The organism is Nonomuraea sp. NPDC049400, from assembly GCF_044466425.1.
GTDB lineage: Bacteria > Actinomycetota > Actinomycetes > Streptosporangiales > Streptosporangiaceae > Nonomuraea.
Window position 1 is genome coordinate 82,260 of sequence record NZ_JBITMP010000024.1, and the last position, 23,378, is coordinate 105,637.

Annotated in this window: 25 protein-coding genes; 14 read left to right on the forward strand and 11 right to left on the reverse strand. The window is 69.0% G+C overall.

Features of this window, described 5'->3' with window-relative positions; all coding sequences use genetic code 11:
* The first annotated feature begins 82 nt into the window (after window positions 1-82).
* From ACIBVN_RS32880 to ACIBVN_RS32890, 3 genes are all read left to right on the forward strand, one after another.
* Window positions 83-772 (forward strand): FadR/GntR family transcriptional regulator, encoded by a 690-nt coding sequence (locus ACIBVN_RS32880; RefSeq protein WP_397143080.1) that lies wholly within the window; start codon window positions 83-85, stop codon window positions 770-772.
* Window positions 773-1,003: 231 nt separating this feature from the next.
* Complete coding sequence (locus ACIBVN_RS32885) at window positions 1,004-2,473, forward strand: sialidase family protein (protein ID WP_397143082.1); 1,470 nt, start codon at window positions 1,004-1,006, stop codon at window positions 2,471-2,473.
* A 56-nt stretch (window positions 2,474-2,529) separates the two neighbouring features.
* Complete coding sequence (locus ACIBVN_RS32890) at window positions 2,530-2,964, forward strand: GNAT family N-acetyltransferase (RefSeq protein ID WP_397143084.1); 435 nt, start codon at window positions 2,530-2,532, stop codon at window positions 2,962-2,964.
* Between the two features lie 60 nt (window positions 2,965-3,024).
* On the opposite strand, the gene ACIBVN_RS32895 is transcribed toward ACIBVN_RS32890, so the two are convergent.
* The gene (locus tag ACIBVN_RS32895; RefSeq protein WP_397143086.1) at window positions 3,025-3,594 is read right to left on the reverse strand and encodes a TetR/AcrR family transcriptional regulator; all 570 of its coding nucleotides are present in this window, start codon (window positions 3,592-3,594) and stop codon (window positions 3,025-3,027) included.
* 80 nt (window positions 3,595-3,674) lie between these two features.
* Here ACIBVN_RS32895 and ACIBVN_RS32900 point away from each other — a divergent pair, with 80 nt between their 5' ends.
* The 8 genes from ACIBVN_RS32900 (at window position 3,675) to ACIBVN_RS32935 (ending at window position 10,405) form a co-directional block, all read left to right on the forward strand.
* Window positions 3,675-4,301 (forward strand): FMN-dependent NADH-azoreductase, encoded by a 627-nt coding sequence (locus ACIBVN_RS32900; protein WP_397143088.1) that lies wholly within the window; start codon window positions 3,675-3,677, stop codon window positions 4,299-4,301.
* The gene (locus ACIBVN_RS32905) at window positions 4,298-4,612 is read left to right on the forward strand and encodes a DMT family transporter (RefSeq protein ID WP_397143090.1); all 315 of its coding nucleotides are present in this window, start codon (window positions 4,298-4,300) and stop codon (window positions 4,610-4,612) included. The genes ACIBVN_RS32900 and ACIBVN_RS32905 overlap by 4 nt, the downstream gene beginning before the upstream one ends.
* A 230-nt stretch (window positions 4,613-4,842) precedes the next feature.
* Complete coding sequence (locus tag ACIBVN_RS32910) at window positions 4,843-5,808, forward strand: DUF418 domain-containing protein (protein WP_397143092.1); 966 nt, start codon at window positions 4,843-4,845, stop codon at window positions 5,806-5,808.
* A 185-nt stretch (window positions 5,809-5,993) separates the two neighbouring features.
* The gene (locus ACIBVN_RS32915) at window positions 5,994-7,202 is read left to right on the forward strand and encodes an alpha/beta hydrolase family protein (RefSeq protein ID WP_397143094.1); all 1,209 of its coding nucleotides are present in this window, start codon (window positions 5,994-5,996) and stop codon (window positions 7,200-7,202) included.
* A gap of 147 nt (window positions 7,203-7,349) precedes the next feature.
* The gene (locus tag ACIBVN_RS32920; protein ID WP_397143096.1) at window positions 7,350-7,997 is read left to right on the forward strand and encodes a cytochrome P450; all 648 of its coding nucleotides are present in this window, start codon (window positions 7,350-7,352) and stop codon (window positions 7,995-7,997) included.
* Window positions 7,994-8,467, forward strand: coding sequence for a cupin domain-containing protein (locus ACIBVN_RS32925; protein WP_397143098.1), 474 nt, complete (start codon window positions 7,994-7,996; stop codon window positions 8,465-8,467). Before ACIBVN_RS32920 ends, ACIBVN_RS32925 begins: the two co-directional genes overlap by 4 nt.
* Before the next feature lie 62 nt (window positions 8,468-8,529).
* Entirely contained in the window at window positions 8,530-9,705 is a 1,176-nt protein-coding gene (locus tag ACIBVN_RS32930) for a serine hydrolase domain-containing protein (RefSeq protein WP_397143099.1), read from the forward strand.
* Between the two features lie 145 nt (window positions 9,706-9,850).
* Window positions 9,851-10,405, forward strand: coding sequence for a hypothetical protein (locus ACIBVN_RS32935; protein ID WP_397143101.1), 555 nt, complete (start codon window positions 9,851-9,853; stop codon window positions 10,403-10,405).
* Window positions 10,406-10,482: 77 nt separating this feature from the next.
* Here the strand turns inward: ACIBVN_RS32935 and ACIBVN_RS32940 are convergent, their stop codons facing one another.
* From ACIBVN_RS32940 to ACIBVN_RS32955, 4 genes are all read right to left on the reverse strand, one after another.
* Window positions 10,483-11,445, reverse strand: a complete 963-nt coding sequence (locus ACIBVN_RS32940; protein ID WP_397143103.1) for an LLM class flavin-dependent oxidoreductase — start codon at window positions 11,443-11,445, stop codon at window positions 10,483-10,485.
* 1 nt (window position 11,446) lies between these two features.
* On the reverse strand, window positions 11,447-12,538 hold the full coding sequence (locus tag ACIBVN_RS32945; protein ID WP_397143104.1) for an NAD(P)/FAD-dependent oxidoreductase: 1,092 nt from the start codon (window positions 12,536-12,538) through the stop codon (window positions 11,447-11,449).
* Window positions 12,539-12,626: 88 nt separating this feature from the next.
* Window positions 12,627-13,091, reverse strand: a complete 465-nt coding sequence (locus tag ACIBVN_RS32950) for a MarR family winged helix-turn-helix transcriptional regulator (protein WP_397143106.1) — start codon at window positions 13,089-13,091, stop codon at window positions 12,627-12,629.
* Window positions 13,092-13,163: 72 nt separating this feature from the next.
* Window positions 13,164-13,739 carry an RICIN domain-containing protein gene (locus tag ACIBVN_RS32955; RefSeq protein WP_397143108.1) on the reverse strand — a complete coding sequence of 192 codons (576 nt, stop codon included), beginning with the start codon at window positions 13,737-13,739 and terminating at the stop codon, window positions 13,164-13,166.
* A 312-nt stretch (window positions 13,740-14,051) separates the two neighbouring features.
* Here ACIBVN_RS32955 and ACIBVN_RS32960 point away from each other — a divergent pair, with 312 nt between their 5' ends.
* From ACIBVN_RS32960 to ACIBVN_RS32970, 3 genes are all read left to right on the forward strand, one after another.
* The gene (locus ACIBVN_RS32960; RefSeq protein WP_397143110.1) at window positions 14,052-15,833 is read left to right on the forward strand and encodes a cellulase family glycosylhydrolase; all 1,782 of its coding nucleotides are present in this window, start codon (window positions 14,052-14,054) and stop codon (window positions 15,831-15,833) included.
* Window positions 15,834-16,138: 305 nt separating this feature from the next.
* Window positions 16,139-16,987: a cellulose binding domain-containing protein gene (locus ACIBVN_RS32965; RefSeq protein ID WP_397143112.1), complete on the forward strand. Its 849-nt coding sequence runs from the start codon at window positions 16,139-16,141 to the stop codon at window positions 16,985-16,987.
* Between the two features lie 275 nt (window positions 16,988-17,262).
* The gene (locus ACIBVN_RS32970; protein WP_397143113.1) at window positions 17,263-18,108 is read left to right on the forward strand and encodes a hypothetical protein; all 846 of its coding nucleotides are present in this window, start codon (window positions 17,263-17,265) and stop codon (window positions 18,106-18,108) included.
* A gap of 43 nt (window positions 18,109-18,151) precedes the next feature.
* Here the strand turns inward: ACIBVN_RS32970 and ACIBVN_RS32975 are convergent, their stop codons facing one another.
* From ACIBVN_RS32975 to ACIBVN_RS33000, 6 genes are all read right to left on the reverse strand, one after another.
* Entirely contained in the window at window positions 18,152-18,691 is a 540-nt protein-coding gene (locus ACIBVN_RS32975; protein ID WP_397143115.1) for a hypothetical protein, read from the reverse strand.
* Window positions 18,688-19,380, reverse strand: coding sequence for a DUF5994 family protein (locus ACIBVN_RS32980; RefSeq protein ID WP_397143116.1), 693 nt, complete (start codon window positions 19,378-19,380; stop codon window positions 18,688-18,690). Before ACIBVN_RS32980 ends, ACIBVN_RS32975 begins: the two co-directional genes overlap by 4 nt.
* Before the next feature lie 258 nt (window positions 19,381-19,638).
* On the reverse strand, window positions 19,639-19,776 hold the full coding sequence (locus ACIBVN_RS32985) for a hypothetical protein (RefSeq protein WP_397143118.1): 138 nt from the start codon (window positions 19,774-19,776) through the stop codon (window positions 19,639-19,641).
* A 342-nt stretch (window positions 19,777-20,118) separates the two neighbouring features.
* Window positions 20,119-20,325 carry a cold-shock protein gene (locus ACIBVN_RS32990; protein ID WP_397143120.1) on the reverse strand — a complete coding sequence of 69 codons (207 nt, stop codon included), beginning with the start codon at window positions 20,323-20,325 and terminating at the stop codon, window positions 20,119-20,121.
* Window positions 20,326-20,719: 394 nt separating this feature from the next.
* On the reverse strand, window positions 20,720-22,096 hold the full coding sequence (locus ACIBVN_RS32995; RefSeq protein ID WP_397143121.1) for an IS1380 family transposase: 1,377 nt from the start codon (window positions 22,094-22,096) through the stop codon (window positions 20,720-20,722).
* An 87-nt stretch (window positions 22,097-22,183) separates the two neighbouring features.
* Complete coding sequence (locus ACIBVN_RS33000) at window positions 22,184-23,089, reverse strand: STAS domain-containing protein (protein WP_397143123.1); 906 nt, start codon at window positions 23,087-23,089, stop codon at window positions 22,184-22,186.
* Between the last annotated feature and the right edge of the window lie 289 nt (window positions 23,090-23,378).

The following is a 23,378-nucleotide window of genomic DNA, read 5'->3' on the forward strand; positions in this document are numbered from 1 at the left end:
AAAATCTCCTGCCCCGCCTGGCCGTTCGGGACCGAGAGGTGGGATGTTATGAGGCAAGGTCTTCGACGACCCTGGAGGCAGCATGCGTACGCGTGACGACGGCGCGTCGCTTCAGGAGCGCATCGTCGCCCTGATCCACGAGCGCGAGCTGACCCCCGGGTCACCGATGCCGACAGAAGTGCAGTTGATGGAGCTGCTCGGGGCGAGCCGCAACAGCGTCCGCGAGGCCGTGCGGGCACTGCAGGCGTTGGGCATCGTCGAGATCCGGCACGGTCATGGCACGTTCGTCGGGTACGCGTCGCTCGACGCACTGACCCCGTCGTTCGCCTTCCGGGTGCGTTCCGGGCCTGGTGGGATCCGCGCGCTGCACGATCTGGTCGAGGTCCGCGAACTGCTTGAGACCGGGCTGATCGGCCAGGTCGCCCAGAGCACCAGCGCCCCCCGGCTCGCCGCGCTGGAAGCCCTGGCCAATGGCATGGACCGGGACCCGGAAGCCGATCGGGCGTTCCACGCGCTGCTGTACGAGTCGTGCGGCAACGAGCTGGTGCTGCAGCTGATCGGCCTGTTCTGGGACGTCTACCACGAGGTCGAGCCGACACTCGGCCCGCCGGAGGAGCGGACCGCGGAGATCACCGTCAACCACCGCCGGATCGTGGCGGCGCTTCGCGCTCGGGACGCCGAGGCCGCCCGGGAGGCGATGCGGCTGCACTTCCGCGACGTCAAGGCGCGCATCGAGCGAGCGGAGGCCCGGCCGGTGCCCGCGCCGACCTGACCCGGTCACCCCAGATCGACGGCTGACGTGTAGTCGATCTCGTCAGCCGCGCCCAGCCTGCGCAGGAAGGCGTGCTTCTCGGAGCGTACGACCAGCGGGGCAGACGAAACTGATCTTGAGGCAGTAATCTGCCCTCGCATCGTTTGCCTGGCTCCTGGGGGAGGCCACTCCCTCAGGCGAGGCGGTCGACGTCCCCTGTAGACGCCCCATCGACGAAGATGAGGAAGGCTTGTGATCCGACGCTCCAGAGCGTTATTGCCCGCAGCGGCCATCCTGCTCGCCTGCGCTGTTGCGCAGCCCGCCGCCGCGCAAGGTACGGCATCTGCCGGACCTGCCATCGTACGGCCGGTCTCGGGCAGCAGCCCTCTGCCCGCAGGCTGCGGGCTTCCCCCGGCCGACGGCTACACGCTGAACCCGAACACCGAAGTCCTGCCCATGCTGGCGCGGGACCCGAACCGTCCGTGGCACCTCGTCACGGTGTTCCAGCAGGACCGCTGGAACCGGTACGGCAGCAACGGCGCGGTCACCGCCGTATCGGACGACTACGGAAAGACCTGGAAGCGGTCCGAGAACCTGCCCGCTTTCTCTCGGTGTAACGGCGGCACGGCCGCCAACGGCGGAGACTACGACGTCACGACCGACAACTGGGTCACGGTCACACCGTCGGGTGCGGCGGTGGCCGCGTCGTTCTCGCTGTCGCGCACCGGCGACGTGACCGCCATCCTGGTGGCCCGGTCCGCTGACGGCGGCCGGCACTGGGACGCCCCGGTGACCCTGCAACGGGACGACAACCCGCGCTTCTTCAACGATCGCCCATCGGTGACCGCGGACCCGTACCGCCCGGGCGTGGTCTACGCGGTGTGGGACCGCATCGACAACCAGTCGACCGACACAGAGGAGAACTGGGTACAGCCGATCTATCTGGCGAAGTCGACCGACGACGGGCGCACCTGGACCACGAGCAAGGTGTACGACGTGCCTACCAACAGCGGCGTCATCGGTACCCAGCTGGTGCCGCTCCCGGATGGGACGCTGCTGATCGGCATGCACCACGAGACGAGCACCGACGGTGCCACCCAGGTCATCCGCTCGACCGACGGCGGCCGTACCTGGTCGGCGCCGACGCTGAACGTTCCGGCCCCGCTCGCGGTGGGCCCCCGCATCCCGGACCCGGACAACTCGGGTGACCCGATACGCAACGCCTCCCTGCCGCTGCTGGCCGCCCAGCCGGGCACGCAGGTGGTCAACGCCGTCTGGCAGAGCCAGGACTCCGACGGCACCTTCCACGTGGCCTACTCGCGGTCGAAGGACGGCGGAAAGACCTGGTCCAGCCCGGTCCGCGTGGACAAGACGCCCACCGGTTCCGCCGCCGTACCGGTCGTCGCCGCGTCCCGGACGGGCGCCGTGGCGGTCACCTACTACGACTTCCGCAACAACACGCCCGACCCCGCCACCCTGCCCGCCGACGTGTGGGCCGTCACCTGCACCAACGACTGCACGCAGTCCGGGGCGTGGCGGGAGCAGCACATCGAGGGGCCGTTCGACGCGCGGAAGGTTCCGGCGACAAGCGTGGGACGCCTGATCGGGGACTACACCGGCCTGGTCTCGGTCGGCGGAGCCTCCTTCACGGCCGTGTACGGCGTGGCCACCGGCGACGCCGCCAACCCTGTGGACCTTCACAGCGCGGTTTTCTCCAGCTGAGCGGTTTTGCGCGGGCGGGGTTCGGTCAGACCGAACCCCGTCCTAGGCTTGCCTGCGTGGAAATCCGCCTCAGAAACCGCGAGGACATGGACGCTTGCGTTGAGGCGCTGGCCCAGGTCCAGGCCGCCGACCGCTATCCCGTGGACTGGCCGGACGATCCCGGGGGCTGGCTGACCCCGGCCGACCTGGCCTCGGCCTGGATAGCGATCGAGGCAGGCAACGTGCTTGGCCACGTGGGTCTTACCCGAGACGCGGAGATCGTCCGCCTGTTCGTGACTCCGGCAGCACGCGGGCGTGGTCTGGCCGCCGGGCTTCTCGACTCAGTCCGCGCCGCCGTGCGAGGACCGCTGAAGCTGAGGGTGTCCTCTGAGGGCAAGTCGGCCATCGCGTTGTACGAACGGTCCGGTTGGCGCAGGGTTGGCAGCAGCCGCGCTGACTGGGCCAACGCAGCCGGTGAACCCGCTCTGCTGCACCACTACGTGAGCCCGTGAGGCGGCAACGCGGTCTGCCACATGACGTTCGACGATGAGGGCCAATTCGTGCCGGAACCATCAGCTGGACAGACTCGCAGCTGATTCCAGGGTCTTCGTCAGCCTGGCAAGGGCCTCGGTGATCTGCTCCGGCGTGAGGCCCAGCACCGCGCGCTGGTAGCCGTACACCTCGGGAGCCAGAGGGGCGAGCAGGACGTCGACCAGCGCGTCCCTGCCGGGCGTGCCTGCGGCGGCAAGGAGCACGCGCACGTGGGCGCGCCAGAAGCCGTACGCGCCCGTCTCGAAGCGCGAACGGCCCACCTCCGAGCCGAGGACCAGGTGGCGGTGGTCCTCCAGCAGGCGCACCATGGCGGCGTAGAAGGCGGCCAGCCGCTCGGTTGGCGGTGCTCCGGGGCCCAAGGGTGGCTCGCCGCGCAGGAGACGTTCTTGCAGGTCCCGCTCGTGCTCGTCGAGCAGCGCCACAGCGATCGACGCCCGGTCGGGGTAGCGGCGGTAGAGCGTGCCCCGGCCCACCCCGGCCTTCCTGGCGATGTCGTCCATGGTCACGTCCTGCGGGGACCGCTCCGCGAACAGCAGCGCGGCCGCCTCCAGGATCCGTGCGCGGTTGCGCGCCGCGTCGGCTCTCTCCATGCGTCCGATTGTATGTGGACATAGCGTCCGGTTATATTGAACCGGACACTGTGTCCACATACCGTTGATGAGGAGAGACCATGCTGTTGCACCTGGACGCCAGCGCCCGCCGGGCGTCGTTCTCGCGGAGGCTGTCGAGCCTGTACGCCGAGACCTGGCGGACCGCCCGCCCGCGGGCCGGCTACGTCTACCGCGACCTGGCCGCACAGCCCGTGCCGCACATCGGCGAGGCCTGGACCGAACTGTGCGACCACATCCTGGAGCACGAGATCACCGACATCTCCCGCTACCGGGAGGCGGTCCGCACCCCCGCCCAGCGCCAGGCGTGGGCCGTCGTGGAGCCGCTGCTGGAGGAGGTGGTCGCGGCCGAGGTGATCCTCATCGGGACGCCTATGTACAACTACTCGATCCCCTCGTCGCTGAAGGCCTGGCTCGACCAGATCACCTTTCCCAAGATGTCGCTGGCGGGCCGCTCGTTCGTGGTGACCAGCGCGCGCGGCGGCGCGTACGGCCCCGGCACGCCGCGCGAACCCTACGACCACCAGGAGCGCTACCTCCGCGACTTCTTCAAGGGCCACTTCCAGGTCGAGGACGTGACGTTCATTCACGCGGAGCTGGTCAACGCCCGCCTCGACCCCGCGCTGGCGCATCTGCGGGACCGGCACGAGGAGTCCCTGGCGGCGGCGCTCAAGGAGGCGGCCCGATGAACTGGCTGATCCTGCTGCTGGCGGGGCTGGTCGAGGTGGCGTGGTCACAGAGCATCAAGCCGACGCACAACTTCACCAGACCGGTCCCTACGCTGATCTGCCTGATTCTGATGGCCGCCGCCGTCTGGCTGCTGTCCCAGGCCATGAACACACTGCCGGTCGGCACCGCGTACGCCGTCTTCACCGGCATCGGCGCCGTCGGCGCGATCATCCTGGGCATCGTGGTCAACGACGACCCCGTATCGGCGGGCAGGATGGCGGCGCTCGCCCTGATCGTCGGCGGGATAGTGATGGCCAGGGTTACCACCTGAGCCGGAACCCGGTGATGTGGCCGCACGGCCATCGCGACGATCCTTGAGCGCCGAACCGGCCGAAAGTACGGTCACAGACCGCGAGATCCGACTTGTGGCCGGTGTCCGCGGCGGGGCCGCATCCGCAGGATGAGGCCCATGCGCTATGAAGATCACGCTACGGGACCGGCCGGCGGCGGCCCCGATGCCCACTTAACCTCTGCCGAGGCGACGGCATGGGAGGCCCCGCGATGACCTCCCCCGGCCGGCCGCGTATCGCCGCGCTCGACGTCCTGCGCGGGTTCGCGCTGTGCGAGATCCTGCTCGCCAACATCCAGCTGATAGCCAACGACGGCACCGCCGTCGTGACGCAGCCCATGGGCGACTGGGACCCCTGGCTCGGGCTCCCGATCTTCTCCCTGCTGTTCGGTATCGGGTTCTCGCTGCTGCTGGACTCCGCCGCGAACCGCGCCCACCGCCCACGGCTGGCCCTGCTGCGCCGGCTGCTGGTGCTGCTCGCGATCGGCCTCGTGCACATGCTGCTGTGGCCAGGCGAAATCCTGACCAAGTACGCCATCGTCGGATTGCTGGTGCTGCTGCCCTCGTCCTGGTTGCCGCGGTGGGCGGTGGCCGGCAGCTCCGCCGCGCTCCTGACGGCGGCGGTGATCGGCGGTGGCGGGCCCCTGCTGATCGCCGGGCTGTTCCTGTTGGGCTCGGCACTGGTCCGATACGGCGTGATCGAGAAGATCGAGCGGTCCACCCGAGGACCGGTCCTGCTGGGCCTGGCCTTCGCGGCGGGGGTGGCCTCTGCCCTGTGGGCGCAGGCCGGCATGCGGGCCGTGGGGGCCACGACGTATCTGTCTTCCATGTCCACCCTGGCCGATCTGCTGCTCGCCGGTGTGTACGTGTGCGTCCTGCTGATCCTGCTCAGAACGCCGCTGCGACCGGCGCTGCAGTTCGTCTTCGCGCCACTGGGCCGGATGGCACTGACCAATTATCTGACCGCCACGCTCCTCGTTCTGGCGGCCACTCACCTCCTCGGCCTGCCGATCGGCCAGTCCTTGACGACGGCTTACCTGGTCGCTGGAGCCGTCCTCGCGGCCCAGTGGCTGTTCTCCACCCTCTGGCTGCGCCGCTACCGCCAGGGCCCCATCGAGTGGCTCTGGCGCTGGGCCACCTGGGCCCGCCGCTCAGCCCTGCGCATCCCCACGGGCTGAGCCCACGCCCTTGGCAACCGGAGCCGAAGCTCCCCCTCAAAGGGGTAACGGTTCCCCCCGGCGCGGGAGTCCCGCCTCCGTCGTGATCCAGGAATGTGTGATCCATGTCTGGCGATCTCGACAGGAGGCGTGAGTTGAACCTGAGCACCAGGCGGCGCTGCCGTGCCGTACTCGGACTGACAATCGTGGCCGCATCCGTGATGCTGATGATGCCCGCGGCCGCGCTGGCGGCGCCGCCGGCGCGGATCTCGCTGCCGGAGCCGACCGGCGCGCGTCCCGTGGGCAGCGTCACCCTGCACCTTGTGGACCGCGACCGTGCCGATCCGTGGCGCAAGGACCGCAGGCGTGAGCTGATGGTCACCGTCACCTACCCGGCCCGGGCGACGGGGCGCCACGAGCGCGCCGCGTGGCTGCCGGACGGCGTGGCAGCCGCCGTCCACACGTTCATGAAGCTGCCGGAGAACTCGGTGGCATGGGACAGGACGAAGCGGCACGCGTACGACTCGGCGGCGGTCGACCGGCGGGGCGGCCCCAAGCCGGTGGTGCTGTTCTCTCCCGGGCTGAACGTGCCGCGCGAGCTGGACACGGTGCTGACCGACGACCTGGCCAGTCGCGGCTACGTGGTCGTGTCCATCTCCCACACCTACGAGACGCTGGCCGTGCAGTTCCCCGGCGACCGCGTCGAGCGGATGTTGCCGGCCGACCTCACCCCGGCGTACGCCGAGAAGGCGACCGAAACGCGGGTCGCCGACACCCGGTTCGTCCTGGACCGGCTCGCGGCGCTGAACGCCGGGACCAACCCCGACGCGGAACGGCGGCCGCTGCCGAGCGGGCTGAGCGGCGCGCTCGACCTGGGCCAGGTCGGCATGTTCGGCCACTCGCTCGGCGGCTTCACCGCCGGGGAGGCCATGTACCGCGACCGTCGCATCGACGCGGGCGTCAACATGGACGGTGGCATGGCATACGGTGACCCCACCGGCACTGACTACCGGCCGGGCAAGGTGGCCGAGCACGGCCTGGACCGACCTTTCATGCTGATGGGCTCCGCCCCCGTCAACAAGGAAACCGGCGAACTCAATGAGCACAACCACCTGCCCGGCGGCCCCGACCGATCCTGGCGCGACTTCTGGAGCCACCAGCGCGGCTGGAAGCGCGACCTTACCCTGCTCAAGGCCGCCCACAACAGCTTCACCGACCTGCAGACCGTGGTGCCGCAGCTCGGAGCGCTGATCCCGGAGCAGGACGGCGTCATCGGCACGATCGACCCCGGCCGGTCCCTGGCGGCGCAGCGCACCTACCTCGCGTCGTTCTTCGACCTGCACCTGCGCCATCGGAACAACCACCTGCTCGACGGCCCGTCCCCGAAGTATCCCGAGATCAAGTTCGTGAAGTAGGCGCACCCGCGCCCCGCGGGCTGGTCGGCCCTGGTGTGGCCGGGGCTCTCTGTCTCGCGGAGATGGCCGAAGATCCCCCGGGAGAGGGATGGAGACCCCCAACGTGAGGGAAACGGCAAGATCGTCGCACCGGGAATCGTGGGAGGCATGCGCGATCTCTCGTTCGACTGGCCGTCTCCGCTCGATCCACCCTCGCTGCTCACCCAGGTGAGCAGCGAGCAGCCCGTGCTCAGGGTCCGCATGCCGTCGGGCGACCAGGGATACCTGGTGACGCGCCATGACGATGTCGTCAGGGTGTTGATGGATCCGGTGTTCAGCCGTGCCTGGCTGTTCCGGCCCGGCGTGCCACAGTACTCCGAGCGCCCGATCGGGCTGCCGGAAAGCCTGCTCAACCTCGACCCCCCGGACCACACCCGACTGCGCAGGGCGGTGTCGCGTGCTTTCGTGCCGCGGCGGGTGGAGTCGATGCGTGCCGATGTCCAGGACATCGCCGAAGGCCTGCTCGATCGCATGGAGGCCGGCGGCGGGCCCACCGCGGCGGCCAACCGGGACGAGGCCGCCTTCCCCGAGCCGGCGCGGATGGATCTCGACCGCGCCAAGAACGATCACCTCACCTTCGGCCGCGGCGCCCACTTCTGCCTGGGCGCCGGGATCGCCCGTATGGAACTGCAGACCGGCTTGGCGGCGCTGCTGTGCCGGTTCCCCGGCCTCCGGCTGGCGGTGGACCCCGCCGAGCTGCGCTGGCGCAGCGGAATGGCCGCCTTCGGCCCGCACGAACTTCCGGTCGCCTGGTGACCGGCGATTCCCTCAGGCCCTACCTGCTGGCCGCAGGTCAGGGCGAGCCCGCCGCCACCCCGCAGCTGACGCCCATGACGATCAAGGCGTCCGGCGAGCGTACGGACGGCATGATCGGCATGTTGGAGAGCGTGGATCCGCCCGGCTTCTCGACCGTGCTGCACACCCACGCGGTGGCGGAGCTCTGGTACATCCTGGACGGCCACTACGACTATCACGTGGCGGGGCGATGGCTGTCCGCCCAGGCGGGAGCGGTGGTCTTCGTACCGCCGGGATGCCCGCACGGTCTGCGCGCCGGACCCTCGGGAGGGCGCAAGCTGACGATCTTCGTCCCGGGCGGCGCCGAGGGGCTCTTCCGCGACATCCACCGCCGGGCCGAGGTGGGCGATTTCACGCAGGAGAGCTTGCGTGAGCTCGACGCGACGTACGGGGTGACCGCGCTCGGCCCGCTGCCTCCGCAGTCCGGCTGAGTCGCCGTACGCAGGACGAGGGCGTCCATCGCGACCGGCCATGAGACGGAGAAGGCGAGGACATGGAGGAGACGATCGAGCCGACGGTGCGGCGACGGCCATGGCGCCGCTGGTTGACCAGAGGTGTTGGCACCGTGCTCGTCGTGACGCTCGGTCTCTACGGATGGGCGTGGTCCTCGCTCGACCGGTCGACTCTCGCCCGGGCGCTGGTCTGGTACGACGCCGACGTGGGCGACCAGTACCGGTTCCCATCCCGTCTGATACCAGGTCAGGGCGCCGGCCCGCTTCCCGGGGGCGGCGGGATCGACCTCCGTTCCGACGACTTCCTGCGTGCGACCGACACCAGCGCGTTCCTGGTCGTCCACAAGGACCGGCTGGTGTACGAGCGCTACTTCGGCGGCGCGGATCGGCGTACTCGCCAGACCTCGTTCTCGGTCGCGAAGTCGTTCGTGTCGACGCTGGTGGGTATCGCGGTCGCCGAGGGACTGATCGGCAGCGTCGAGGATCCGGTGACCGACTACCTGCCGGAGCTCGCAAGGCGCGATCCCCGCTTCGCGCAGATCAGGCTGCGCCACTTGCTCACGATGTCGTCGGGCCTCCGGTACTGGAAAACCGACCTTCCCTGGCCGTGGGACGACGACGCGTTCACCTATTACGGCGTCGACCTGCGCGACATCGCCCTCAACCGGACCCAGATCGAGCGTCCGCCGGGGCAGGAGTGGCGCTACAACAACTACAACCCGCTGCTGCTGGGGATGGTGCTCGAGCGGGCCACGGGAATGCCGGTCTCGGGGTACATGTCCGCCAGGTTGTGGCAGCCGCTGGGAGCCGAAGCGGACGCGACCTGGAATCTCGACTCGGCACGCTCCGGGTTCGAGAAGATGGAGAGCGGCCTCAACACGACCCCCGTGGACTCCGCCCGCCTCGGTCTGCTGTTCCTCCACCACGGTGAGTGGAACGGCAGGCGCATCCTGCCGGAAGCCTGGGTGGACGCCGCCACGGCTGCCGACACCGCCACCGACCCGGCCGCCTTCTACCAGTATTTCTGGTGGGTCGACGTCGAACGGCCTGGGCGGTTCTACGCGTGGGGAAACCACGGGCAGTACATCTACGTGGCCCCCGATGCCGACGCCGTCGTCGTACGCAACGGCCGCGACTCGGGAGTCGGCAACCAGCGCTGGCTGGCCACCTTCCGCAACGTCGCCGACCAGCTGGCGGCCTCTGGAGCTCGTGCATGACGGCCCGCACCGCAGGGCGCGCCGACGCCTTGCCGGCTCGTGGCCGCCCCGCGCAGCGAGCGAACGACGCCCTCCCCCGTCCGGGGGAATGCCTTGGCCTCACGGTGGGAGGCGGTGCGGCCGGGCGTGCAGCAGAGTCGTGCCCATGATCCCCTCTATGGCCGCCGCCCCTGCCCCGCCCGTCGCACCGCCGCCCGCCTGGGCGCGTGTGGCCGCTCATGTGGCGGTGGCCAGTACAGTGCCTTCCAGCCTGTGGCGGGTCGCCCTCGCCGTCGGAGTCCCCCTCGGGATCAGCGAGCGCGAGCTGCTGGAGGACTACCACTCTCCCGGGTGGGGCACCCTGTACATGATCGGGCTCAGCGTGCTCGTCGAGCTGGCCGCGTACATGACGATGGGCCTCGTCCGGCCGTGGGGGGAGGTCGTCCCGCGCTGGATCCCCTTCATCGGCGGCAAGGGCGTGCGGCCATGGGCCGCCGTGATTCCCGCGGCCGTCGGCGCCGCGATCGTGACCTTGCTGTGGTGGTCACAGCTGGCCGTGATGATGTTCGTGACGTACGAGGAGCCGGCGCCGCACGGCGGCTACCGCGCCTTGTTCTACGCCTGCTACGCGCCGCTGCTGCTGTGGGGCCCGCTGCTGGCCGCCGTCACTGTGTCTTATCACCGCCGCCACCGCAGCGGGCGCCGGTCCGCTGCCCGATAGTCCCGCGTGCCGGTTCGGGCCGGCGGGGCGGCCGGCTCACCGTGTGTCTCGGTCCTGTGAGTACGTGCTCATGGGCCCTACTTCGCGATCGCCTCACGTACGGACGGGACGATCTCCTGGGCCCAGCGGGCCAGGACGGTGAGGTCCACGGCGCCGTGGCCGGTGGAGAAGAGCGTGAAGCCCGACGCGCCGTGCTCCAGCACGGCTCCGGTCAGTTCCTCGACCCACTGGTCGACGGAGCCGCCGAGCCAGCGGCCGTCGCGGTCGCGGGTGGCGGGCAGCGGCCGGTCGGTGATGCGTCCGGGGAAGTTGAAGACCGTGCGGATCTCGCTCGGATCGCGGCCGGCGGACGCCGCCGCCTCGTCGATGATCGGCCGGGAGGCCCGGTAGCGTTCGCTGCGCCAGTCGGCCGCGTGGCCGGGGATCCAGCCGTCGGCCACCCGGCCGGTGGCGGCCAGGGATTTCCGGCCGACCGATCCGGTCCACACGGGAGGCGCGGCGACGGGAGCGGGCTCGATCTGGTTCACCTGGTAGTGGTTGCCCTGGTAGGTGACTGGAGCGCCGCCGCCCGACAGCAGCTTGACCAGGACGATCGCCTCCTCGAAGGCGTCCACGGCGTCGCCGGGCGTCAGCCGCGGCACTCCCATGTCGGCGATGCGGTCCCACAGCCCGCCCGCGCCCATGCCGAGCACGATCCGGCCGCCCGACAGCGCCGACAGCGACGTCACCGTCCTGGCCAGCATGGGAGCGGGCCGGGTCGGCAGGTTGGTCACGTTGGCGAAGCCGGCGATGTGCTGCGTACGCCCGAGGATGAAGCCGAGCGCGGCGTAGGCATCCAGGCGGTCGCCGATGTAGGGATGGTCTGACAACGTGAAGAGGTCAAGCCCGTCCCGGTCGGCCTGCTGGGCCATGCGCAACAACTCTGGAATGTCGTCAATTCTGGAATGCGCACCAAAACCGAAGACGACGTTATGTGTGGACAATGTGCTGCCTTTCTCTGCAACGGCGTACGCGCCGCTGCCCAGCCGGGTGTGGTCCATGTCAGGCGGCGCCGAACTGCTCGGTGAAGCGGCCGGTGAACAGGTCGGCCCCCTTGTACGCCGAGACCGTCTCGGCCGGGATGGCGGCCGGTCCGTCGGGGGTGGGCAGCTGGCCGACACCGCCACGCGGGCCGAGCGGGAGCAGGATCATGGGGTGGGGCAGCGGCCGGTAGGCGGCCTCCGGCTGCTCGCCGCGCAGGTGGGCGATGATGTTCTGGGCCACCACCTCGGCGTGCTGCATGGCGTACCCGGCCATCTTGGCCTCGGCGACGTCGGTGATGTCGCCGATGGCGTAGACGTGGTCGTATCCGTGCACGTTGAGTGTCTCGGTGACGCGGACCTGACCCTGCGGCGTACGAGTCGTCAGCCGGCCGTCGGCGAGGTAGTCGCTGTTGACGCGTACGCCGTGCGCGCGGAACCAGATGTCGGCGGTGATCTCCGCACCGCCGGTCGTGGTGACGGTGAACGCCGCCGCCTGGCCGGGCTCGGTTGCCGGAGGCGCGGTCAGGCCGGTGCCCAGCCGCAGCTGGATGTCCAGCTCGCCGAGCTGGCGGTGCAGCTCCTCGCGCATCTCCGCGGGGAAGGCGGCCAGCAGCTGCTCGGCCGGGTCGACGATGGTCACGTGCTTGTGCGGCCAGACCTCCTTGATCTCGCCGGCCAGTTCCAGGCCGACCGGCCCGGCGCCGAGGATCAGCACCCGCTCCGAACCCGCCAGCTCTTTGTGGGTCCGGAGCAGGTCGTCCAGGACCTCGTCCGTGGAGTCGGAGGTGGGCTTGGCGGGGTAGGCGTAGCTGGAGCCGGTGGCCAGAACCAGGTAGTCGGCCTCGACCCGCCGGCCCGAAGCCAGGGTGACGCCACCGGGGTCCACCGAGACCGCGCGGTCGCGGACCACCGTGCCGCGCCTGAGCCACTGGTCGTAGGGGAAGAACATGTTGTGCGCCCAGTCGGGCCGGGTCAGCGCCCGCAGCGAGCCTGCCGTGTTGACGAACGCGTCCCGAGGGTCGATGAGGACGACGTCGGCCTCCGGGTCCAGTGCCTTGGCGACCGCGGAACCACCGTAACCTCCGCCGATGACCACAACTGTACGACTCATGATTCACACACTCCATCACAGAAAAGAACTGAGTTCGTGCTACGAACCATATTAGTTCGTAGCCCGAACCGCAACTCCTTCTGTGGGTTCAGCGCATGCGATCCGGCCCCACGAAGACGGTGGGGACCTTGTTGTCCGCCACGACGCGGCCGAGCAGTCCGGCGAGCGCGTCGCGCTCCGTCGGGGCGAACCTCGAGGTCAGCCCGTCGACGCGGCGGCAGGTCTCGGTGTAGAACTCATCGGCCAGCCTGGCGCCCCGCCTGGTGAGCGCCACCCTCACCGCGCGGGAGTCTTGAGGGTCGGGTCTGCGCCGGACCAGGCCGTTGCGCTCGCTGCGGTCCACCAGGCCGGTCAGGCTCGACTTGGCGAGGCCGAGCACGTGGCCCAGCTCGCTCATGCCGTACGGCTGCGCCATCAGGACACACAACAACTGGCCCTGCTGCTGGGTGAGGCCGTACTCGCGGGCGGAGGCCGCGTACACGGCATTCACCACGAACGTGGACCGCACGAGCGCGGACGCCATCCCGATCGGGCCGTCGACATGCTTGCTCATCGGCCCAGCGTAACAAATTCGTGTGACGAACTACTGCCTGCCTGTGCGCGGACGTGGCCCGCCGTCCGGCCGTCAGGCCATCAACAGCCAACGGTGATCGTCGTACCCGTCGTTCGCCCAGGACGGGTCGTAACAGGTGAAGACGGTGAGCGGAAGGTCGTTGGCCCGGTCGGAGCCTGTGCTCGCCCATCCGGCCACGTCCAGGCAGAGCCCGTTCTTGTAGTTGATGACCAGCTGGTCGACGTGCGGCTCCACGACATCACGTAGGTACCACTCCTGGTTGTCGTCGGCCGGTGTGGACGCGCAGTGATAGATGCTCAGCCGGGTCCCGGCCGGGGCGTGGCCGAGGCCGGGCAGGTCGAGGCAGAGCGAGCTCTTCACGTTGAGGAACTCGTAGAGTTGCACGCCGTTGACGACCCGGGTCGGCCGCGGGATCCAGAGCTGGTTGTCGCCGTCGGAACTGTTGCAGGAGAACTGGGTCACTGGCGTGCCTGGCGGGTTCGCGCCCCAGTTCGGGAGGTCGGCGCACTTCCCCGTCCATCGGTTGATCATCGCTATCGGGGAGCCGGCGGCGTACGAGGCGGGTGTCGAGATGATCGACATAGCCAGGAGCGTTCCGAGCACGAATCGGCTGAGCACCCTGAACATGGCACCTCCAGGTCGGGAACGGCGGCAGAGCGCGCCTGAACCAACGATGTTCGCCATGGATCGTGTCGCGTTGACGATGGATCGGCCTGAGTATCCCCTACTCATTTCAGCTCCGCCGCCGGAGAGCCCCGGATGAAAGTTTCAGTGCCGTTCTCCCTCTTGTGCAAGGTCGGCGCAGGCGTCCCGGTTCCGGAAGCAGGGCGTTCTTGCGAAGCGGTCCGGGCGGGCAGATCGTTTGGGAGCGCTCCCATTCGCTGGAGGCGGAGGTCCCATGGTCGCTTCCGCCCCTCGATCCCGTCACGGAGAACCCCTATGCCAATCCACCGGAACTCGTGGCGCAGAGCCTTGACGGCCGCGGCCGCCGTTCTGCTCGCCGGATTCGGGCTCGCCACCGTCCAGACCGCTGCCGACGCGGCCGTGTCGTGTTCGGCCACCTATGCCAAGAGCTGGGACAACGGCAGCGCCTTCGGCGCCACGATCACCGTCACCAACACCGGTGACCCGTTGACCAGCTGGACGCTGAGCTTCGACTTCCCCGACAGCCAGGTGATCACCCAGATGTGGGAGGGCGTGCCGACCCCGGCGACCCCCACCCCGGCGGGCGCGGCTGTCACCGTCAACCCGACCTCCTACAACGCCGCCAAGGGCACCGGGGCAACGTGGACCGTCGGCTTCAACGGCACCTACACCGGTGGCGTCAACAACTCGCCCGCCGTCTCGTGCTCAGGCACCGGCGCCGGAGGGACGCAGCAGGCCCTGGTGGTCTCCTCCACCAGCGTGAGCGTGCCCGAGGGGGCGACCGGCACCTACACGGTCCGGCTGAGGTCCCAGCCGTCCGGCAACGTGACCGTCACCAGCACCGCGGGCGCCGGGGACAGCGACATCACCGTCAGCGGCGGCGCCGGCCTGACCTTCACCACGTCCAACTGGAACACCCCGCAGACCGTGACCCTGCGCGCCGCGGAGGACGCCGACAGCGCCAACGGCGCCCGGCCGATCACCGTCGCCTCCTCCGGCCTCGCCTCCGTCACCGTGAACGCCACCGAGGCCGACAACGACGGCGGCACCGGTGGCGCGGCACCCGCTCTGCGCGTCTCCGGGAACCGGCTGGTCACCTCCAGCGGCGCCACCTACCGCCTGCTCGGTGTGAACCGGGCCAGCGGCGAGTTCGCCTGCGTGCAGGGCAAGGGCATGTGGGACAGCGGTCCGGTGGACCAGGCCTCGGTGAACGCGATGAAGGCCTGGAACATCCACGCGGTACGGATCCCGCTGAACGAGGAATGCTGGGTCGGCACCAACGGCTCGCCCAGCGGCGCCACGTACCAGCAGAACGTCAAGGACTACGTGAACCTGCTGGTCGCCAACGGCATCACGCCGATCGTGGAGATGCACTGGAGCTACGGCCAGTACACCGGGCAGGGGGCCGGCTGCTCAGACACCGCGGCGACCTGCCAGAAGCCGATGCCGGACGCGCAGTACGCGCCGACGTTCTGGACCGGCGTGGCCAACGCCTTCAAGGGCAACAACGCGGTGATCTTCGACCTGTTCAACGAGCCCTACCCGGACGCCGCCGCGAACTGGAACGCGACCGCCGGCTGGACCTGCTGGCGCGACGGCGGCACCTGCACCGGCATCGGCTACCCGGTGGCCGGCATGCAGTCGCTGGTCAACGCCGTGCGCGCCACGGGCGCCACCAATGTGATCATGCTTGGCGGCCTGACCTGGTCCAACGACCTGAGCCAGTGGCTGACCTACAAGCCGGACGACCCGACGGGCAACCTGATGGCCGCCTGGCACACGTACAACTTCAACGCCTGCTCCAACACCTCCTGCTGGGACAGCCAGGTCGGTGCGGTCGCCGCGCAGGTGCCGGTGCACGCCGGCGAGATCGGCCAGGACTCCTGCGCCCACGACTACATCGACCGGGTGATGGCGTGGGCCGACGCGCACGGCGTCGGGTACACGGCCTGGACCTGGAACCCATGGGGCTGCGGCCAGGGCAACGTGCTCATCACCGACTACAGCGGCACCCCCACCAGCACCTACGGCGAGGGCTTCAAGGCACACCTGCTCACTCAGAACCCGCTCTCGTAGCACCTTCGACCGGGCCCGCCAGCCGGCGGGCCCGAGTCGGGTCTCATGTGACGCGCCCCCTGATCGTCGCTGCCAGGAGACGCCCATGCTTCGCGGATCCCACCTGTACGCCTTGCTCACCGCGTTCCTCGCGGCGGTCGTCTTCGGGGCGGCCCTGCCCGCGCTGTCGGCGGCGGCGCCCGTTCGCATCATGCCGCTCGGCGACTCCATCACCGCCGGACCCGGCTGCTGGCGCGCCCTGCTCTGGCACCACCTGCAGACAGCCGGATACACGAACATCGACTTCGTCGGCAGCGACCCGGACGGTGGCTGCAATTACGGGTTCTCCTACGACGGCGACCACGAGGGGCCACGGCGGCTACTCCGCCACCGGCATCGCCGACCAGAACCAGCTGCCGCCGTGGCTCGACGCGGCCAAGCCCGACATCGTCCTCATGCACCTGGGCACCAACGACATGTGGGGTGGTTTCCTCCCCACCGGCACCGTCCTCGCCGCGTACACGAAGCTGGTCGGTCAGATGCGGGCGAACAACCCCAACATGAAGATCATCGTGGCGCAGATCATCCCCATGAACCCGTCCGGCTGCCCCACCTGCGCGGCCAGTGTGGTGGCGCTCAACAACGCGATCCCGAACTGGGCCGCCGGCCTCTCAACCACCCAGTCGCCCGTCGTCGTCGTGGACCAGTGGACCGGCTTCAACCCGGCCACGGACACCGGCGACGGGGTACATCCCAACGACACCGGCTTCCAGAAGATGGCCGACCGGTGGTACCCGCCCCTCGCACGGGTGCTCGGCGGCGTGACCCCGCCGTCGTCCTCGCCCACCGTGACCCCTCCGCCCACCGGCGGCCCGTGCACCGCCGCCTACCGGGTGATCTCCCAGTGGGGCGGCGCCTTCCAGGGTGAGGTCACGGTGAAGAACGCCTCCCCGAGCGCGGCCTCCGGTTGGACGACGACCTTCACCTTCGCCAACGGCCAGCAGGTTCGCGAATCGTGGAACACCGCACTCACCCAGAACGCGGCCACCGTCACGGCACGCAACGTCGCCTACAACGGCGGCCTGGCGGCCGGCGCGTCCACCTCATTCGGCTTCATCGCCACCTGGGACAACACGACCAACGCGCCGCCCCAAGTGAGCTGCGCGCTCAGCTGATCACCGCGGCCCGCAGCGTTCAGAAGGAGACGCGTCGGCAGGGGGTTCTGCCGCACGGCGTTACCGCTATTGGTACCTTTGTGCGCTTTAGGGCGGAAACGTATGAGGTGTGTGGAGTGCGGCGGTTTGCGTGGGTGGTTGGTGGCGTGATGGCCGGGTGCCTGATGGCGGGGTGCTCTGCTCTGCCAATGCCGGGCGCGAACCGGTCGGCGCCGCCTGCCACGAGCAGCGCGCCGAAGCCTTCGGCGCCCGTGTCGGCCCAGGAGACGGCCTCGGTGGTCGAGGACTATGTCAAACGCAACAACGCGGCCAACGAGGCCATGAGTGACAAGCTCTTGGCGGGCTACGAGGGCGGCTCCAGCTTCGTCATCGACAAGGCGTCCTATGCCTCCAGCCGGAAACTGGGCGGCGACGACGACTACCAGCCGTTCGGCTACGCCAGACCCACGTTCTATGTGCCGGGGCAGCGATGGTTCCTGGCCACCGCGTACTGGAAGGGCAGGAGCGAGACCGCAAAGGTGCCGACCTATCTCCTGTTCGCCCGTGACGGGGGCGGCTGGCGGCAGATGTACGCCCCCGACTCCTTCGAGGGAACGACCGCCGGGGAAGGGCCGCAGATCGCGACGGACGCCTCGGGGACGGCCACCGAAGTGAGCCAGACGGACGCTGCCGGGCTGCTGATGTCGCCTGCCGCGTTCGCCTCGGGCTATGCCGCCCACCTGGTGGGCAAGGGCAGCAGGGCGGAGAAGAGCCGCTATGCCGCCGACAAGCTCACGACCGACGCCGCGTCGAACCGGATGAAGATGAACCAGTACGCCCGGCTCACCGAGAACGCCCGGCCGGCCGCCGCGTACCCCTCGTACGCCCTGCGCACGACCGACGGCGGCGCGCTCACGTTCACGACCATCGAGCGGACCAAACGCTACGACGTACGCCAGGGGCCGCAGCGCAACTACGTCTTCCAGAAGAACAACGGGCTCCTGCGCGGCAAGTACTACACGTACATGACGATGACCGAGCTGATCCAGGTGGTCGCGCACATCCCGCCGAAGGGTGCCGAGCTCGGCCAGGTCAAGGTGGTGGGCTCGTACAGCGGCATCATCTCCGGCAACGGGCGCTGAGGCCGGCCGCGGCTCCGTCGCCACCGGGTTCGGGCACAACGGATCAGCCGTGCCGGATGTAGGAGGTGAGCTGGTCGATTTCGGTGAAGCCGGCGGCCTTGAACAGTCCCCAGTCAGGTGCCGGGTCACCGGCCGCGTACAGGATCGTCTCCGACGCTCCACGGTCGCGCAGGATGCCGTCGGCCTCCTGGAGCAGAGCCCGTTCCAGCCTCCGGTCGGCGTGGCGGGCGTCCGCGCCGAACCACCACAGGGTGCCGAGGCCGCCCATCGGCTCTTGGACGACGAGTTCGGCGGTGCTTTCGTCGTCTCGGGCCTTTAGCCACCATCCTGGCGGAGCCTTGCTGCAGACCACCTCGACCAGCGGGCATGCCGCTCTGGCGTCGAGTTCAGGTGGTGTGGTGCGGCGCAGGTATCGCCAGGAGTTCCGTCCGGAGAACCCGGCGTGCTCGAGTACTTTCTTGGTGACGGGCCGGCGGCTGGTCGGCAGGGCAGCGAGCCCGAGGCCGCGTGCAGCAGTGAAGGCGTGGGTGATCTGTCTGCCACGGAGTTCGCGGAGGGCGTGGGAGACGAGCGCATCGATCACGTCCAGGTTCTCCCGTCCGTGCAACCACAGGATCTGCCCGGGGCGCTGTTGCTGCGATGCACCACATGGGATACCACACCTATGACACGGTCATCCGGATCAACCAGCACGTCGGTTCTGGGATTTTCGAAATCGGCCCAAGGGGCGGGATCGCGGTGAGACGTTTCCGTTACTGCCTGGTCGAGCATGTCGGGCGTGCACGCAGGCTGGCCGGGCAGGCGGTCGGCGTCGATGAGCGCGAGCACGGCTGCTCGGTCGGAGGCCCGGTAGCGGTGGATTCTCGTGCCCTGCATGCGCCCGCGGGCAGGCCCGTGGCAGCGGGCGAGGATCTCGTCCGCGGACAATGTGTTTCCTGTGCGTGCGGCGGTTCTCATCGCGGCGGCGGCGACGGGGGCGGTGGTGTCCGGCGGGACCACCAGGAGCAGGAAACCGTCCTGGTTTCCGCGGATCACCCTGATCGTGTTGGGCGCCGCCGGCAGGCCGCTGATGCGCAGGAACCGGCCGTCGATGAGCAGATGGGCCGGGACGTCGTCCCATGCGGCCACATCGAGCCGGACCCGGAGTACGGGGCCGAGCCGGTCATGCAGGATGCGGATGAGGCCGGGTAGTTCACGGTGGAGGTCGGTGGAGCACGGCCACCAGGCCCCGTCAAGCGTTCCGTCTCGCGTCAGCGTCGGCTCCAGGAACACTCGGGCCGATTGAAGAGGGATGGGTATGACCGGTGAATGATGGTTCGGCATCTGCGTGCCGCCTGTCTCCGGCATCAAGGACCGGCTGAGCCTGAGGCGACGCCGACGCGAATGCCGACATGCGAAATGTCCCAGGTAAATCCACCATACGCTCCCCAACCCGCCTTACGGGTCGCGGCGCTCCGCGTAGGGGCGTGCGGCGATCGTGGTGAGTCGGCATAGCGCTGCCGGCCGCCGGCTGGAAGAGGTCTGCCCTCGTCACAGCTTGACGAGTTTGGCGTACGGCGCGGTGATACGACGTGTCTCCGCACCGAAATCGACGAGAACGGCGACATCCTCCTCCAGTGCGACGACCCGGCCGAGGCCGTATTTGTCGTGGCTCACCTGGTCTTCCACGGCGAACTGCTCGACGGGGGCCGGTGGAGGGGGCTCGGGAAACTTGAAGGGACTTCCTGGCGGGCGTCGCCGGGCCGCGGCGTGATTAGGCCTCATTGCAGTCAGTATGCGCTCTACCGGCGAATAAATCGACGGTTGCCCAAAAATACTTTCGCTTCCCGCGACTGATGCGCTTTCGCCCGGACGCGCGCGCGATCAACCCGCTTGTCTTTTGCCCGAATGAATGCGCTGGGCGGCGAAACACCGCCGGTCGCGCGCGAAAAGCGCAGATCGGCGACGGGAATTGCGACGGAACGGGTCCGGTCCACACCTGTGCGGACCGGACCCGGGACACCCGTCAGGTCAGGCGGCGACGATGTTCTCCGCCTGCGGGCCCTTCTGACCCTGGACGACGTCGAAGGCCACCTTCTGTCCTTCGGTCAGCTCGCGGTAGCCGCCGTTGGCGACGATGTTGGAGTAGTGCGCGAAGACATCGGCGCCGCCGCCGTCCTGCGCGATGAAGCCGAAGCCCTTTTCGGAGTTGAACCACTTCACGGTTCCGGTTGCCATGTCGATCTCCTTCGGATACGTGCACAACGTACGGAATTCGCACCTCGCGAATCCCGCGTTGCCGCAATGAGCCCATCCGGAAATGACCGGCAAAACAAAACGCGCCTGAAGATTACAATCTGTCAGGCGCGCACAAAGTCTCTTATGGGTACCACAACTGCAACTGCCTACAGTCTAGCATGCGTTCCGACCTACCGCGCCAAGACCTTCCGCGTTGATCGCCGGCCGTGCTAGCCTCGATCTTTCTCGATCTTGATCTGGTCGGCTAAGAGGTCCGGCTGAAGGTCGATTTCCTCGCTGCGGTCAGCGGGATTGCCCGGCTGTCGCGCCGGGTGGGCGGGGTTCCACAGGCCCGCGGGGTTCCTTTCCGGTCGTGGGGACGGGTTGGTGATGGTCAGGTCGGTGCCGGCAGAGCGTGCAGCCGGGTCAGGGCGGTGATGATCTGCCTGGCCCAGGGCCAGTGCGCTGGGATCCGCACGCGGATCCTGCGGCCCCCGCGTACCAATCGGCCGGCGACGGCGAACAGGCGCAGGCGCAGCCGTTTCGGCTCGTAGCGGCGGGCGTCGGTGCCGTGCATGGCGAGCATCTGCATCCAGCTGACCAGTTCGCAGGCCAGGGCGACGATCTCCAGCCAGATCTGGTTTTGGGTGAAGTCGTGCAGGGGCAGGTTGCGCAGGCCGGTGTCCTTGGCGGCGCGGATGCGGTCTTCAGCGCGGGCGCGGCGGCGGTGGCGCAGTTCCAGATCAGCGAGCTGGCCGCCTGGGGTGCCGGTGACAAAACAGGTGAAGCGGTGCCCGTCGATGTCGGTGAAGCGCAGTTGGGCGCCGGGGTGCGGGCGTTCTTTGCGGACGATGACCCGCATCCCCTTCGGCCAGCCGGTCAGCTCCAGCAGGCCGGTGAGCTCGGCGACCCACGCGCCGGGCCGTACTCGGCGTTCAGCATCATAGGCGGGTGTCCAGGCCGTGGCGGGGAGTTTGAGGATGGCGGCGGCGATGTCGTCGGTGATGGTGAAGCCGATGGAGTACTTCAGCCATCGTCCTGGGCGAGTGAGCCAGGACAGGAACTCGCGGGTGCCGCCTCCGGAGTCGGTGCGGATGAGCACGTTGCGCCGCAGGTGCTTGGGGAGCTGGGCCAGGGCGAGCCGGGTGGTCTCGATATGGTCGGCGGCGGTGTTGGACCCGGCGTTGCCCGCCCGCAGCATCACCGCCAGAGGTTCCCCGCCGCCGAGCGGGCCGTGGTCGGCGAAGGCGGTCATCGGGTGGAAGCCATAGCTTTTCTTCCAGGTCGGCGCGGCATGCTGCTTGTCGGAGTGGGAGAGCACGATGGTGGCGTCGAGGTCCACGATGACCGGCTGGCCGTCGGCTCCGGGGGCGTGGGGTCCGGCCAGGTGCCAGGCGCGTTGGCGGGCGGTGGCTCGCGCGGCGCCGATCGCCTTCAGCGCGCGGACCGGGTCGGCGGCGAGCCGGTCGATCAGGCGCGAGACCGTGGGGTCGGAGGCGACCGGGCCGAACACCTCGGGCTGGGTGCGCAGCATCGCGATGTCGGCCAGGCAATCTCCGCCGAGTGCCAGGGTGAGAGCCAGATCAGTGATGATCTTTGCGGGGTGGTGGATCGCGCGGGCGGGCCGCCATCGCTCCAGCCGCTGCGACAGGGCGTTGTTGAGCCCGGTGACGCGCAGCGTCTGCAACAGCAGCAGAGCACCGGCGTGAGATACCAGCCCGCGGCCGTCGGCGGACGCGGTGATCTTGCGGTGGGGAGCGGTAGAGTTCACTCGGAAAGTGCCTTCTGATCTGGCGTGAACGGGGCCTTAGACAAGTCCGATCATCCCAGCTCAAGGGCACTTTTCTTATGCGAACGATCAAGCTGACTCAAATTCGCCGTGAAAGCCGCAGGCTAGGGATCCTTTCTGGATCGGCAGGCTGCGGTCCAAGCCGGTGATGTGCAGCAGCCTGGTCATGGACGGGCGGGGTGCGGCGAGGGCCAGGCTGATGCCCATGGATCGGGCGCGGCGCTGGATGCCGACCATGACGGCCAGGCCGGAGGCATCACAGAAGGACACTGCGGACAGGTCGAGGATGAGCAGGCTGGTGCTGGACTTGAGGACGTCCAGCAGGCGCGAGCGCAACGTCGGACTGGTGAAGATGTCGAGTTCGCCGGACAGGCGAATGGTGGTCGGTTCAGACGGAACGGCCCTGCCGAGCGGGAAGGAGTCGATGACGGTCTTGGGAGGCTCCGATCGAGGAGAAGAGGCGGGTGGCTGCCGATCGGCTTGGCCGGTCGCCTGCCGGCGGGGCGAGCCTTCTGGGTCCTGGCGCGGGAGGTGGCCGCCCTCGTTCTCCCACTCGGCCAGTTCGTCGACCTGCGGCGTGCTGGCAGCCGGGTCGGATCCGGCGCGGGACGGAATGACCAGGAGCAGGACAGGCTGGTCCCCTGCGAAGGTCAGGGCGATCAGATCAGGATCGGCCCCGCGCAAGCAGTCCACTCGGACCTGCCGGCCACGGGCGGGGACAAGGTGCGGAATGTCGTCCCAGGCATCGGCGTGCAAGCCGACGCGCCGCGTGATCCGGCCCAGCCGCTGGTCGACCGCGGCGATGAGGCCGGGCAGCTCGGCGCCGGCGTTGCGGGAGTACGGCCACCACGTTCCACCCTTGGTCCCCTGTCGGCTCAGGGCGGGATCCAACCAGAGCCGAACCGGGGAATCGATCGCGGGGAGTGCGCCGGCAGCGGCGCTCAGCGGTGGGTGATGAAGCAGTATGGATGTCATGATCGTTGGCCTGTCTGGGCGCCTTCAAAAGGCCCGGGTAAGGTCTATCGCCGGGGGCGACGCCGACCTGTAATGCCAACGCTCGAAAATGTCCTCGGTGATTTCAGCTTATCTACAGATTCGGAAATCATCCAATTTTGGGAGTAAAATTCCGTCTTGATTTCAGAATCGTCCGGCACCGAGCGATCGCGACCGCCGAAACGGCTTCCAAAATCACGGCACCGCGGCCACTGGCCCCCGAGCAGGGCTTTCGACTCTCTTCACAGCGCAGGACGGCGGCGGCGTCCAG

Coding starts and splice junctions, on each gene's coding strand:
- ACIBVN_RS32880 (WP_397143080.1), top strand. CDS start 83: ATGCGTACGCGTGACGACGGCGCGTCGCTTCAGGAGCGCATCGTCGCC.
- ACIBVN_RS32895 (WP_397143086.1), bottom strand. CDS start 3,594: ATGGAGAGAGCCGACGCGGCGCGCAACCGCGCACGGATCCTGGAGGCG.
- ACIBVN_RS32900 (WP_397143088.1), top strand. CDS start 3,675: ATGCTGTTGCACCTGGACGCCAGCGCCCGCCGGGCGTCGTTCTCGCGG.
- ACIBVN_RS32905 (WP_397143090.1), top strand. CDS start 4,298: ATGAACTGGCTGATCCTGCTGCTGGCGGGGCTGGTCGAGGTGGCGTGG.
- ACIBVN_RS32910 (WP_397143092.1), top strand. CDS start 4,843: ATGACCTCCCCCGGCCGGCCGCGTATCGCCGCGCTCGACGTCCTGCGC.
- ACIBVN_RS32920 (WP_397143096.1), top strand. CDS start 7,350: ATGCGCGATCTCTCGTTCGACTGGCCGTCTCCGCTCGATCCACCCTCG.
- ACIBVN_RS32930 (WP_397143099.1), top strand. CDS start 8,530: ATGGAGGAGACGATCGAGCCGACGGTGCGGCGACGGCCATGGCGCCGC.
- ACIBVN_RS32935 (WP_397143101.1), top strand. CDS start 9,851: ATGATCCCCTCTATGGCCGCCGCCCCTGCCCCGCCCGTCGCACCGCCG.
- ACIBVN_RS32940 (WP_397143103.1), bottom strand. CDS start 11,445: ATGGACCACACCCGGCTGGGCAGCGGCGCGTACGCCGTTGCAGAGAAA.
- ACIBVN_RS32945 (WP_397143104.1), bottom strand. CDS start 12,538: ATGAGTCGTACAGTTGTGGTCATCGGCGGAGGTTACGGTGGTTCCGCG.
- ACIBVN_RS32950 (WP_397143106.1), bottom strand. CDS start 13,091: ATGAGCAAGCATGTCGACGGCCCGATCGGGATGGCGTCCGCGCTCGTG.
- ACIBVN_RS32955 (WP_397143108.1), bottom strand. CDS start 13,739: ATGTTCAGGGTGCTCAGCCGATTCGTGCTCGGAACGCTCCTGGCTATG.
- ACIBVN_RS32960 (WP_397143110.1), top strand. CDS start 14,052: ATGCCAATCCACCGGAACTCGTGGCGCAGAGCCTTGACGGCCGCGGCC.
- ACIBVN_RS32990 (WP_397143120.1), bottom strand. CDS start 20,325: ATGGCAACCGGAACCGTGAAGTGGTTCAACTCCGAAAAGGGCTTCGGC.
- ACIBVN_RS33000 (WP_397143123.1), bottom strand. CDS start 23,089: ATGACATCCATACTGCTTCATCACCCACCGCTGAGCGCCGCTGCCGGC.